The sequence below is a fragment of the Methylobacterium sp. DB0501 genome, from assembly GCF_011043735.1.
GTDB lineage: Bacteria > Pseudomonadota > Alphaproteobacteria > Rhizobiales > Beijerinckiaceae > Methylobacterium > Methylobacterium alsaeris.
The window spans coordinates 1-12,070 of sequence record NZ_JAAKGV010000026.1 but is presented as its reverse complement, the minus strand read 5'-3'; the positions used below and the strand labels follow the sequence as shown (position 1 = coordinate 12,070).

At 71.4% G+C, this 12,070-nt stretch carries 12 protein-coding genes; 9 read left to right on the top strand and 3 right to left on the bottom strand.

Features of this window, described 5'->3' with window-relative positions:
* Window positions 1-33 precede the first annotated feature (33 nt).
* From G4G93_RS29535 to G4G93_RS29525, 3 genes are all read left to right on the top strand, one after another.
* Window positions 34-339, top strand: a complete 306-nt coding sequence (locus G4G93_RS29535) for a DUF4326 domain-containing protein (protein ID WP_165090078.1) — start codon at window positions 34-36, stop codon at window positions 337-339.
* Between the two features lie 135 nt (window positions 340-474).
* Window positions 475-720, top strand: a complete 246-nt coding sequence (locus G4G93_RS29530) for a type II toxin-antitoxin system VapB family antitoxin (RefSeq protein ID WP_165090076.1) — start codon at window positions 475-477, stop codon at window positions 718-720.
* Complete coding sequence (locus G4G93_RS29525) at window positions 720-1,124, top strand: type II toxin-antitoxin system VapC family toxin (RefSeq protein ID WP_165090072.1); 405 nt, start codon at window positions 720-722, stop codon at window positions 1,122-1,124. Before G4G93_RS29530 ends, G4G93_RS29525 begins: the two co-directional genes overlap by 1 nt.
* A 3-nt stretch (window positions 1,125-1,127) precedes the next feature.
* Here the strand turns inward: G4G93_RS29525 and G4G93_RS29520 are convergent, their stop codons facing one another.
* Window positions 1,128-1,601, bottom strand: coding sequence for a MucR family transcriptional regulator (locus tag G4G93_RS29520; protein ID WP_165090069.1), 474 nt, complete (start codon window positions 1,599-1,601; stop codon window positions 1,128-1,130).
* A 283-nt stretch (window positions 1,602-1,884) separates the two neighbouring features.
* Here G4G93_RS29520 and G4G93_RS29515 point away from each other — a divergent pair, with 283 nt between their 5' ends.
* From G4G93_RS29515 to G4G93_RS29505, 3 genes are all read left to right on the top strand, one after another.
* On the top strand, window positions 1,885-6,267 hold the full coding sequence (locus G4G93_RS29515; protein ID WP_165090067.1) for a strawberry notch family protein: 4,383 nt from the start codon (window positions 1,885-1,887) through the stop codon (window positions 6,265-6,267).
* 26 nt (window positions 6,268-6,293) lie between these two features.
* Complete coding sequence (locus G4G93_RS29510) at window positions 6,294-7,352, top strand: toprim domain-containing protein (protein ID WP_165090065.1); 1,059 nt, start codon at window positions 6,294-6,296, stop codon at window positions 7,350-7,352.
* A 337-nt stretch (window positions 7,353-7,689) separates the two neighbouring features.
* Window positions 7,690-8,616, top strand: coding sequence for a DUF2493 domain-containing protein (locus G4G93_RS29505; protein ID WP_165090063.1), 927 nt, complete (start codon window positions 7,690-7,692; stop codon window positions 8,614-8,616).
* Between the two features lie 319 nt (window positions 8,617-8,935).
* Here G4G93_RS29505 and G4G93_RS29500 read toward each other — a convergent pair whose 3' ends face one another.
* Window positions 8,936-9,316: a DUF4267 domain-containing protein gene (locus G4G93_RS29500; protein WP_165090061.1), complete on the bottom strand. Its 381-nt coding sequence runs from the start codon at window positions 9,314-9,316 to the stop codon at window positions 8,936-8,938.
* Window positions 9,317-9,657: 341 nt separating this feature from the next.
* On the opposite strand from G4G93_RS29500, the gene G4G93_RS29495 reads away from it, so the two are divergent.
* Window positions 9,658-9,909: a type II toxin-antitoxin system Phd/YefM family antitoxin gene (locus tag G4G93_RS29495; RefSeq protein WP_165090059.1), complete on the top strand. Its 252-nt coding sequence runs from the start codon at window positions 9,658-9,660 to the stop codon at window positions 9,907-9,909.
* Entirely contained in the window at window positions 9,902-10,309 is a 408-nt protein-coding gene (locus G4G93_RS29490) for a hypothetical protein (RefSeq protein ID WP_165090057.1), read from the top strand. Before G4G93_RS29495 ends, G4G93_RS29490 begins: the two co-directional genes overlap by 8 nt.
* A 64-nt stretch (window positions 10,310-10,373) precedes the next feature.
* Here G4G93_RS29490 and G4G93_RS29485 read toward each other — a convergent pair whose 3' ends face one another.
* Window positions 10,374-10,778, bottom strand: a complete 405-nt coding sequence (locus tag G4G93_RS29485) for a hypothetical protein (RefSeq protein ID WP_165090055.1) — start codon at window positions 10,776-10,778, stop codon at window positions 10,374-10,376.
* Window positions 10,779-11,651: 873 nt separating this feature from the next.
* Between G4G93_RS29485 and G4G93_RS29480 the strand changes: the two genes are divergently transcribed.
* Window positions 11,652-11,825: a hypothetical protein gene (locus G4G93_RS29480; protein WP_165090053.1), complete on the top strand. Its 174-nt coding sequence runs from the start codon at window positions 11,652-11,654 to the stop codon at window positions 11,823-11,825.
* Window positions 11,826-12,070 lie beyond the last annotated feature (245 nt).

The following is a 12,070-nucleotide window of genomic DNA, read 5'->3' as shown; positions in this document are numbered from 1 at the left end:
GCCCGTCCGCTCCAGCGAGCGGGGACCGGGACGATGTGTCGAGTTCTGAACAAACGCCACACCGGCCTGCCGGCCCGGGCCATCTCCATCGGCCGAGGATCGAAGTGGGGGAATCCGTTCGTGATCGGCCGCGACGGCGACCGCGCGACGGTGATCGCGAGGTACGAGCGTTGGCTGGCTGACCAGCATCATCTGCTGCGGGCGCTCGACGAGCTGCGCGGGTGCGATCTCGTGTGCTGGTGCGCGCCGCTACCCTGCCACGGCGATCTCCTGATGCGCCTCGCCAACGCCAGCCGCGACGAACGCATCGCGTGGTGGCGCGACGTCAAGGCGGCCTGAACGCTGCGGTTCCTGGCGGGCGACGCCGACGGCGAGCCCGACCCGGCGCACGCGGCTCCGCTTCACCCCCGACCGTTGCTCATGTAGATTTTGCAATCTACATGTCTACATCAGGATTTCCAGCCGGAGGCCGGGATGCCGATCAACGTCAACAACCCCGAGGCCGATGCGCTGACGCGCAGGTTCGCCGAGCTTGCGGGGGTCGGGATCACCGAGGCGATCGTCATTGCCATGAGAGAGGCGATCGAGCGCCGACGCAACACCGAAACGCCGCGCGAGACGGCGGCGCGCCTTCGCGAGAAGCACGGTGTGGCGCTCGCCGAGGCTGCACGCGCGCCGCTGCCGCGCGAGGCCTTCGACGAGATGTGGGGGGAGCGCTGATGTTCGTCGATGCCTCGGCGATCGTCGCGCTCCTCTCGGACGAACCGGAGGCGGAGCGCGTGTCCGACGCCATCGCCGGCGCGGCCAAGCGGATGACCTCGCCGGTCGCCGTGCTCGAGGCGGCGCTGCCGCTGGCGCGTCAGGACAAGTTCGCGCTGCCGCTCGAGGCCGTCCAGCCGATCATCCTGGAGTTCCTCGAGGCACGTGGGATCGAGATCCGCGACCTGCCACCGGCCAAGCGCGCCACGACGCTCGCCCTGTCCGCCGCGCATCGCTACCGAGCCGGGCGCCGGGGCCTCAATCTCGGCGACTGCCTGCATTACGCCTCGGCGAAATACTACCGCGTGCCGATCCTGGCGACCGCCGACGAGTTTCGGCAGACCGACCTTGACACTGTTCCGTGACCATCAGGCCCCGTAAGCCGCTTCGGTCGCGCGCGGATCGGCGCCCTGGGCCGCAGCTTTGGCCGCGGCCCTGAGGGCATGATCCGACCGAGGCTTGGCCGTGCTGCGATCGTACTGCCCGAGCTTCGTCCGCCTGGCGAGGGCGGCGCGCTTGCGCGTGTAGAAGGCCGGGACCATCGGATAGTCCTTCGGCAGGCCCCACTTCTCCCGGTACGCCTCGGGCGTGAGGCCGCACTTCGTCAGATGGCGCTTGAGCATCCGATAGCGCTGGCCGTCCTCGAAGCTGACCAGGAAGTCGTCCCCGATCGAGTCGCGGATCTGCTGTCGCGTCGGCCGGCGGATCGCGCTCGGATCGTTCTCATGCCGGTGGAGCTGCCCGATCGCCTCCGCCACCGCGCGCAGGACCGCGACCAGGGCCTGCGGAGTCAGGGCGTTGCCGGCCAGATAGGCCTTCACGATCCTGGCCGTGAGGGTCACGACCCGATCGCCGTCGCTCGCCTGCGGCCGTTCCAACCGTCGAATCCTCCCGCCTCTTGCCGGGCCTTCCATGACTGAGATGACAGAGACCTTCGCTATGTCAATCGTCATAAGGTCTAAAACAGAACTCTCCCACGGGACCTGCGATGGCGCAGGGTCTGGCACGGCGCGTGCCAGTACATCCGTCCGCGGATAGAGAGGAAGAGGAGGCCGGCCGGCGGGCGAGCCGGCGGCAGGGCAGAGAGAACTTGCGGTCCGGCGTGAGCCCGACAGGAGGCCGCGCGTGAACATCTCCATCCTCGCCCAGCACGTCCAGGACAGCACCGCCCTCAGCCCAAGCCCGGCCCCGGCCGCGATCCTGCAGGCCGCCTCGCGCCTCGCCGATCAATTCGCGCAGGGCAGGGCGCTCGAGACGGGCGCCCTGCGCGGCGCCATGGAGGCCGCCTGCGGCGGCAGCGACGCCGACGGCCTCTGGCTGTGGAAGGACGCCTACGAGGCCGGCGAGGTCGCCCAGACCCTGTTCCTGCGCCGGTTCTGGCCGGCGATCCGGGCCAAGGCCGGGTCTCCGGCCGCGCGGCTGGCCATGCTCGGCCGGATCGCCGGCCTGCTGCCGACCCAGACCCGCCGCTCCGAGGAGAGCGAGGCGTTCCAGCAATTCTCGACCCCGCTGGAGATCGGCTACGTCGCCGCGCTCGCGGCCGGCCTGCGGCCGGGCGAGGCGCTGCTGGAGCCCTCGGCCGGCACCGGCCTGCTCGCGGTCCACGCCGAGCTCGCCGGCGCACGCCTCCACCTCAACGAACTGGCCCAGACCCGCGCGGGCCTGCTGCGGGCGCTGTACCCGGCCGGCGCCGTCACGCAGCTCGACGCGGCCCAGATCCACGACCGGCTCGACCCGGACGTGGTCCCCGACGTGGTGCTGATGAACCCGCCCTTCTCGGTCGCGGCGCATGTCGAGGGCCGCTACCGCGACGCCACCGCCGACCACCTGCGCGCGGCGCTGTCGCGCCTTGCCCCCGGAGGACGCCTGGTCGCCATCACCGGCGAGAGTTTCCGCCCCGATCGCCCGTCCAGCGCCGCCGCCTTCGCGGCGCTGGCTGAGCGGGGCGGGCGGCTGGTGTTCTCCGCCGGCCTGTCGGGCCGCGCCTATGCGAAGCACGGCACCACCGTCGACGTGCGCCTGTCGGTATTCGACCGTGCCCCGGCCGGTGAGGTGAGTGAGCCCACGGCGCCGCTCGGGCTGAGCCAGGATCCTGCCGCGCTGCTGGACGCGGTCCTGGCCGGTGTCCCGCCGCGCTTCGCGCCGGCCCCAGCTCCGGACCCCCGCCGCATCATCCCCGGCCTGTCCCGCCGTGTCGGACTCGCACCGCGCATGGTTGCCGTCCGCCCGTCCGCACCGCGATCAGCGCCCGCTGCGGCGGTGGCGGCCAAGAGCGCCGAGCCGATCGCCTACACGGTGATCGAGGCGCTGCCCGCCACGCTCGCGGCGGAGGCGGCGCTGTACGAGGACTATGCGCTGGAGACGCTGCGCATCGACGGCGGCCAGCCGCACCCGACCCCGCTCGTCCAGTCGACCGCGATGGCCTCGGTGCGCCTGCCCCGGCCGAGCCACGCCCCCCGCCTGCCGGCGTCGGTCGTCGAGACCGGCCTGCTCTCGGACTGCCAGATCGAGACGGTGATCTACGCCGGCGCCGCCCATGCTCGCCACCTGCCCGGCCACTGGACCGTCGACGAGACCGGCACCGTCCTCGCGGCCGCGGCCGCGGCCGCGGGTGCGGAGGGTGCGGTGCGCTTCCGCCAGGGCTTCTTCCTCGGCGACGGCACCGGCGCCGGCAAGGGCCGCCAGGTCGCCGGGATCATCCTCGACAACTGGCTCTCCGGCCGGCGCCGGGCGCTGTGGGTGTCGAAATCCGACGCGCTGCTGGAGGACGCCCAGCGCGACTGGCGCCATCTCGGCCGCGAGCCGCTCCAGATCGTGCCGCTCTCCCGCTTCGCCCCCGGCAAGCCGGTGACGCTCTCGGAAGGCATCCTGTTCACGACCTTCGCCACCCTGCGCGGGGCGGGCCGCAACGGTGCCGGCTCGCGCCTCGACCAGGTCTGCGATTGGCTCGGGCCGGACTTCGACGGCGTGATCGCCCTCGACGAGGCCCACCAGCTCGCCAACGCCGCCGCCGGCTCCGGGGACCGCGGCGTGGTCGAGGCCTCGCAGCAGGGCAAGGCGGGGCTGGCGCTCCAGTACCGCCTGCCCGACGCCCGGGTGCTCTACGTCAGCGCCACCGGAGCCGTCACGGTCGAGAAGCTGGCCTACGCCCACCGCCTCGGCCTGTGGGGCGGGGGCAGCTTCCCGTTCCCGACCCGTTCCGATTTCGTGACCGCCATGCAGCAGGGCGGGCTCGCGGCGATGGAGGTTCTGGCCCGCGACCTGAAGGCGCTCGGCCTCTACACCGCCCGCTCGCTGTCCTATGCCGGCGTCGAGGTCGAGATGCTCGAGCACAGGCTGACCCCCGAGCAGACGGCGATCTATGATGCCTACGCCGACGCCTTCCAGGTGATCCACACCAACCTCGATGCGGCGCTCAAGGCCTCGGGCGTCACCGGCGCGTCCGGAACGCTGAACCGGGCGGCCAAGTCCGCGGCGCGCTCGGCCTTCGAGTCGAGCAAGCAGCGCTTCTTCAACCACCTGCTCACGGCGATGAAGTGCCCCTCCCTGATCGCGGCGGTCGAGGCCGGGATCGCGGAAGGCCACGCCGCCGTCGTCCAGATCGTCTCGACCGGCGAGGCGCTGATGGAGCGGCGCCTGGCCCAGATCCCCTCGGACGAATGGGGCGACCTTCAGGTCGACGTCACGCCGCGCGAGTACGTCATGGAGTACCTCGCCAGCGCCTTCCCGACCCAGCTCTACGAGCCCTACACCGACGAGGGCGGCACGATCCTGTCCCGGCCGGTCATCGACGCCGAGGGTCGGCCCGTGCAATGCCGCGAGGCGGTCGAGCGCCGCGACGCCCTGATCGAGCACCTGTGCGCCCTCGCCCCCGTGCAATCGGCGCTCGATCAGTTGGTGCAGCACTTCGGCACCGACGCCGTCGCCGAGGTGACCGGCCGCTCGCGCCGGATCGTGCGCCGGACGGGCAAGGACGGGGTCGACCGCCTCGTGCTCCAGAACCGGCCGGGTGCGGCCAATCTCAGCGAGACCCAGGCCTTCCAGGACGACGAGAAGCGGATCCTGGTGTTCTCCGATGCCGGCGGCACCGGGCGCAGCTACCATGCCGACCGGGGCGCGAAGAACCAGCGCCTGCGCGTCCACTACCTGCTGGAGGCCGGCTGGAAGGCCGACGCCGCGGTGCAGGGGTTGGGCCGCACCAACCGCACGAACCAGGCGCAGGCCCCGCTGTTCCGGCCGGTCACCACCGACGTGAAGGGCGAGAAGCGCTTCCTCTCCACCATCGCGCGCCGCCTCGACACGCTCGGGGCGATCACGCGGGGCCAGCGCCAGACCGGCGGCCAGGGCCTGTTCCGGCCCGAGGACAACCTGGAGGGACCCTACGCCGCCACGGCCCTGCGCCAGCTCTACTGGGCGATCGTGCGGGGCGAGATCGCCGGCTGCCCGCTCAAGGAATTCGAGGCGATGACCGGGCTGGCGCTCACCAGCGAGACCGGGGGCCTGCTCGACGAGCTGCCGCCGATCGGCCGCTTCCTCAACCGCGTCCTGGCGCTGCGCATCGCCGTCCAGAACCGCCTGTTCGAGGCGTTCGAGGAGCGCCTGGCCCTGGTGATCGAGGGCGCGATCAGCGCCGGGGTCTACGATGTCGGGGTCGAGGTGCTCACCGCCGAGTCGTTCACGGTCACCGACCGCGCGGTGGCCTACACCCATCCCCGCAGCGGCGCCCGCACACATCTCCTCACCATTGCCGAGCGGCGCCGGCTCAAGCCGCTCGACCTCGATGCCGCCCTCGACCTGATCGCGGAGGGCTATCAGCCGGTGGTCAACGCCAAGTCCGGCCGCCCGGCGCTCGCCGGTCGCGCGGCGAGCGAGACCCGGGAGGACGGCTCGGTGGTGGCGCGGGTGCGCCTGGTGCGTCCGCTCCAGCGCCAGATCCTCGACCGGGACCAGTTCGACCGCTCGCAGTTCAGGGAGGCCGGCGCGGCCGCGTTCCGGGCCGCCTGGAGCGGCGAACTCGCCAGCCTGCCCGAATTCGAGGAGCGCACCCTGCACGTCGTCACCGGCCTGCTCCTGCCGATCTGGGACCGGCTGCCGGGCATCGACATGCGTGTGTTCCGCCTCGTGACCGACGCGGGCGAGCGCATCGTCGGCCGCGTCGTCGAGCCCGAGGACCTGCCCGTCACCCGCGAGCGGCTCGGCCTCGGCGCCGGCACCGCCATGGCTCCGGCCGAGGCCTTCGCCGCCCTGCTCTCCGGCCGGGCCGGCCTGGAACTCACCGGCGGCCTGCAGGTCCGGCGCGTGCGGGTGATGGGCGAGGACCGGGTCGAGCTGATCGGGGCGAGCGACAGCGCCCGGGCTGGCCTGAAGGCGCTCGGGCTGTTCGCCGAGGTGATCGCTTGGCGCACCCGCCTGTTCATCCCCGCCGGGGAGCGCGGGCCGGCGATCCTGACGGCTCTGCTCGACCGTCATCCGCTGCTGCGTTGCACAAACGCCAAAGGCCACGCTTAATACCGCGACCGGACCGGGAGGCCACCATGTCGACCCTACCCCCCGCCGCGGAGATCGCCCGCCAGCTCGCCGAGAACGTCGAGGCTTTCTGCCGCCGCTACCTCTCCAACGGACATCGCTCCGGCCGGTACTGGTGCGTCGGCGACGTCCACAACACGCAAGGCGGGTCGCTCTACGTGCGCCTGACCGGTCCGGCCAGCGGCAAGGGCGCCCGCGGGCGGTGGCAGGATGCGGCCACGGCCGAGCACGGCGACCTGCTCGACCTGATCCGGATCCAGCGCGGCGACGGCTGGAAGGATGCTCTTGCCGAGGCGCGGGCGTTCCTGCGCCTGCCCCTGCCACCCGAGCCGGAGCGGACCCGCCCGCTTCCGGAGGCGCGCGATACGACCGAGTCGGCCCGGCGCCTGCTGCGCCACGGCCGGCTGCTCGCCGGCACGCCGGCGGCGGCCTACCTGCGCTCGCGCGGGCTCGAGCACGCGCTCAGTCTGGCTGCGCTCCGCTTCCACCCGCGCTGCCTGTACCGGGCGTCCCGCAAGGCCCCGGGCCCGGACACGTGGCATCCGGCCCTGCTGGCGACCGTCACCGACCTGTCGGGCGCCGTCACCGGCGTCGGCCGGACCTGGCTCGCCCCGGACGGGCGCGGCAAGGCGGATCTCCCCAAGCCCCGGCGGTCGCTCGGGAACCTGCTCGGCCACGGCGTGCGCTTTGGCGGAACCGTGCCTCACCTGCTGGTCGCGGGCGAGGGCACCGAGTCGGTGCTGTCGGTCCACAGGCTGATGCCGGACGTGCCGCACGTCGCGGCTCTTTCGGCCGGGCACCTCGGCGCCCTGATCCTTCCGCCCGGCCTGCGCCACCTCTACATCGCCCGCGACGCCGACGAGGCCGGCGGGCGAGGGGCGGGGATCCTGCGCCGCCGCGCCGAGGCCGAGGGGATCCTGGTGACCGAACTGATCCCGCGCGAGGACGACTTCAACCGCGACCTGTGCCACCTCGGCCCGCGCGATCTCGCCCTGCATCTGGCGCCGCAGCTCGACCCGAACGATGCGGTGGCGCACCTGCGCTTCGAGGAGGCGGCGGCGGCCTGAGCGGTCATGAGCCTTGGGGGCGAGCGGCGGGCTGCCCCGGGCCGTGAGAGGACCTGCGTCCACGGCCTTCTTCAGAGGGCGACTTGTGCCGGGCCGGGGACCTTGGGCGCAATGGCCCCGGCCGACGATTTTCCGCCGCCGCCTGACGGCGGCTTTGCATCGCGAGGCAAAATCGACGGCCAGGGGCCGTCCTCCGCTTTGCTCCGGCCCGCGCGAGCCGCATCGCTTGGCGTGCGATGCGGATGCCGCGCAGGTGCGCCAGGCCCCCGGGCCCGGCCTTGGGTCGCCAGGAAGGCCGCGATGGACGCGGTCACCCCGGACCCGAAGGAGCCTTCAGATGCTCGACCACGCGATCCACGACCGCGACGAGGACCTGCCCGCCGATCCCACCCTGCTGGAGGAGCTGGCGGTCACCGGCTACCGCCCGTTCGAGGAGCATGACGATCCCCGGCCGCTCCCGGCCAAGGGCGCGATGGATCAGGCCCTGCGCGGGGCGATGTCCGGGCTCGAGCAGGCCTTTGCCGGCACCCGCCTGGAGGACGACCTCGAGGACGTGTTGTGGGCCTTCGTCAACGTCTTCCACCGCCGCGTCGAGCAGGTCGAGCGCAAGCTCGACGAGAACGAGCAGGCGCAGAGGGCGAGCCAGCGCGAGCAGGACGGCAGCGAGGTGCTCTCCGTCGAGCTCGAACGCCTGACCGCCCTCGGGCTGACGCTGTCGGAGCGCCGCAACGCCTTCGAGTACGCCCGCGACGCCGCCGCCCATCTCTTCACTCGCACCACCAAGTCGCTGTGGCGCCCGCACTCGGGCTCGCGGGTCAACCACGCCACCATGACCGCGGCAATGATCGACTCGCGCGACTACATCAGCGCCCGGCGCCGGGCGGAGACCGAGATCCACCTTCCTCAGGGCACCCGGATCGCGTTCACGGGCGGCAAGCAGTACCAGGACGTCACGGTGATCTGGGATACCCTCGACCGGGTGCGCGCCAAGCACCCCGACATGGTCCTGCTGCACGGTGGTGGCGAGGGCGCCGAGCTGATCGCGGCGAAATGGGCTGCGAACCGCAAGGTCGCCCAGGTGGTGTTCCGCCCCGACTGGAAGCGCCACAGCAAGGCGGCGCCGTTCCGCCGCAACGACGCGATCCTGGAGCAGATGCCGATCGGGGTCGTCCACTTCCCCGGCGGTGGCATCTCCGACAACCTCGCCGACAAGGCGCTGACCAAGGGCATTCCCGTGCGGCGGGGCGTGAAGGCCAGCGCTTAGGCGCCGGCTTCCTCAACGTCCCGACGCGAGGGGCCGATGTCGACCCCGTGTGGACCTTCACGAAGTCCGCTTCACGGCATTCGCAATGCCGGTCCTCTATAGATGGTGCGCTTGAAAAAGTTCGTTTTGGATGGTCCTTGTTGACACCCAAAACAGACTGCATGCCATGGTGCACTAGGGGTGCGCCCCATTCAGATCGGTGCTCCCGGCCGCTTGTGAGCCTGCCGGGCCGTCGTCGGCTCAGTCTTGGCAGTTCGACGGCGACCGTTCCGTTGGTCGAACACGGCGCCGAGGGGCCGGACCGAGAGGGTGCAGCACTTCAGGCCGTTTGCATGAACAGGGGGATGGCGGCCACGATCATCAGCACCGCCGTGAGGCCGTGTATGCCGAAAGCTCTCCAGGTCGAGCCTTTCGCGGCTAATATCAGTGACATGTCGCCGACAGGGATCAGTGCCTCGATCAGCAGGGCGAGGCCGACCACGCGCGGCGGCCCCCACGCCATCAAGGCCAGCACGACCAGTCCTGAAGAGATGTCGCGCACGCCCTTGAGGCGAAGCCACCATGCGACATTCGCCCCTTCTTCGGGAAGCGGGAGGCCGAAACTCCGCGTCGCTGCTCTTGGGTTTGCAAGGTACAGGATGCCGAGCGCGATGATCCCCAGTGCCACCAGCAGCGCCACTGCCATCGAGAACCAGTACATTTGCATCTCTCGGTTGGCCAAAGCTGGGTACGATACGATCCTCCCTGATTGATGGTCGTTCCGGGAAAGCCGACGCCACCTCATCGATGGCAGCTATCGCGAGTTGTCATCCTAGCATCGGCCGGACCGCTCATCCACCCACCGCGGACACGATCCGGGATTGGATGCCGATCGGATCGTGCACTGACCCGACGGCCGCATCAGCCACAACCTCGTCGGCAAGGCGTGGGCATTCTCGTCCGGCGGGGCGTTGAGCCCGGCGCTCAGGCGTCGGACCTCCCCTGCCCTCATTGCCTGAAACAGCTAATTCAGCTACTTCATGGAGAGCGGAGGAGGCAGCGATGGCGAGTTTCACCCTGACGGATCTCGGCAACAAATCCGGCGAGGTGGTCGAGGCGGCGTTCCGCGGCCCCGTGGACATCACCAAGCGCGGAAAGCGCAAGTTCGTTCTGCTGACGGCCGAGCAGTTCGACCGTCTCACCGGCGGCGGCACCCAGCGCGCGCACCGTGCCGAGGACCTGACGGGTCCGGAGCGCGACGAGATCCTGGCCGGGCTCGATGCCGTCGCGCAGGACGACGGGCGGGATGACTGAGCCGCAGCACGGCGAGATCATCCTCTACTCCTACCTGTGGGCGCGGGAGTACGATCGGGGCGAGGAGGCCGGGCGCAAGGCACGTCCGACCTGCGTCATGCTCATCGTCGCCGGCAAGGACGGGCGCCAGAAGCCCCTCCTGTTTCCGATCACCAGCCAGCCACCGGGCTCGTCCGCCCACGTCGTCGAGGTGCCGGAGACCGAGGCCCGCCGTGCGAAGCTCTACACCCCGGCCTGGGTCATCGTGGACGAGTTCAACACCGACGACCTCGCCGCGTCCTGGGCGCTCGAGGACGCCAAGCCGCTCGGCCGGTTCTCGCGGAAATTCATGTCCCGGATCGCAGCGGCTGCCGCTGCGGCCATCAGAGCCGGCAAGGCTCGCAGCGTACCGAGACGGTAGCAAGCGCCATCGCACCGCTCACGCTTGGATAATCGTGACCGTCGGCTTCCCCATTGCCAAGGCGTTACGCCTCTCCGGGACCAGGGTGCCAGGCGGCCTCCCACGAGGCGGCAGCGTGCCGCCTGTAGGCCTGCTGGAACGCCGCCTGGACGCGTGGATCCGCGATCAGATCCGCCACGACGCCGGCGATCCGATCGTAGTCGCTGCGGAGGATCCGGACCTCGACCGCCTTGTCGCGATAGACGACGCGCCGATCGGCGTCCTCCCCGACCTCATCCAGTGCGAAGCCGTAACGGTGGCAGGACACCCGCTCCATATCCTGCAACTGGAAGGCCGCCACCAGGTCGGCCACGTCCTCGACCCCGTTGGCGACGATCGTCGCGAAGCCGACATCGAGCGAGAGGCGGAAGTCGATCGGTTCGGACACCTCGAAGCGGAGCGTGGTGCCGGCCTCGAACACGAGCCTCATCGGGGTTCGCGCCCCGTCGGACGCCGACGGGGGGCTGAGTTCCGTGGCGACCATGGGGGGCCTCCATGCAGATCCGGAGCGCGGTGTGAAGGGCGACCTGGCATCGCGGGACGGTTGAACCCCCTGGCCCGGCCGGGAGGCACGTCGCGCTGCTCCCACAGACCCGGAAGGGCATTCGTCCCGAGGCCCTCGGCGGCCCCAGGGTTCGGATCGAGGTAAGTAGAGGCTGGAACCCCGAGCAGCGCGGCGATCCGGTCGAGGGTGCCGGTGCTGATCGTGTCGGGGCTGGCGAGGGGCCGGCGCGGCCGAAGAGACATGGCTGCCCCGGAGTTGGGCCGATTGTCCTTGGGGTAGCATACCCGTTCAGGTCGGTCAGCACGGAAGCGGTGCCGACCGGCGCCAGGACGAGGCGGCCCTCCCCATGAGGAGGTGCCCCACGTGGCCAGGGGTGAGGCTGGAACCGCCCCGCGTGGGCGCCATCGGGAGGAGGCGGCGCGCGTTGGGGGGCGTCCTCCCGAGCCATTCTGGAGCAGCGGCGAGCGTGGGAAGCGGCCACCTCGCCAAGTCCGGCAAGCACGGTGGCCGGCCGACCCGACCATGCGGAAACGTCGGTGAGCCGCGGCGCCGACGTTCGCCACAGCGTCGGACCGTCCCAACACGATGGCGACAAGGGAACAGACGCCGTCACCGCCCGCAACCGTCCGGCCAGACGATTTTCCCCTGGCGCTGCGCGCCATTCCTCGCGGGACAAAATCGCCCGTCCGGCCGGTCCTCCGCTGCGCTCCGGCCCCTTCGGGGTGCGGGCGGCGCCGTCGCCTGTTTGGGGGGTCGCATCGCGCCGGGACGGTCCCGAGCGCCAGGGACACCCCACCGATGCCGCGCCCCACCTCGAGCCTCCCCGCCCACGCCCGCTTCGCCCTCATGACCCACGTCGCGGAACTCCAGGCCGAGCTGGCCTCGGTCTCCTGCCCGCGCGAGCGGCGCACCATCGCGGCCGAGCTGAAGGCCGCCCAGGCCGAGGTCGCCAAGCTCTCCACGGAGGGCTGAGCCCCCTCCCCCAGGGCCGCCACCGGCGGTCCTCGATCCCGTCGATCGGGGCGGGGCATCACCCTGGTTCGTGCCGCGCGGCGCGACCTTCAATTCCAGGTTTCCCGATCGGTCTCCAGCCTGCGGCAACCACCCGTGCGGGCGGCCGCCGAACCTGCGCGACGGACGGGCTTCGCCGCAGCTCACGCGGCGGCGAGCGGCCGTCAGGCCGCCTCCCTTTCTTTCGCCCCGTCCTCGCTTTCGGC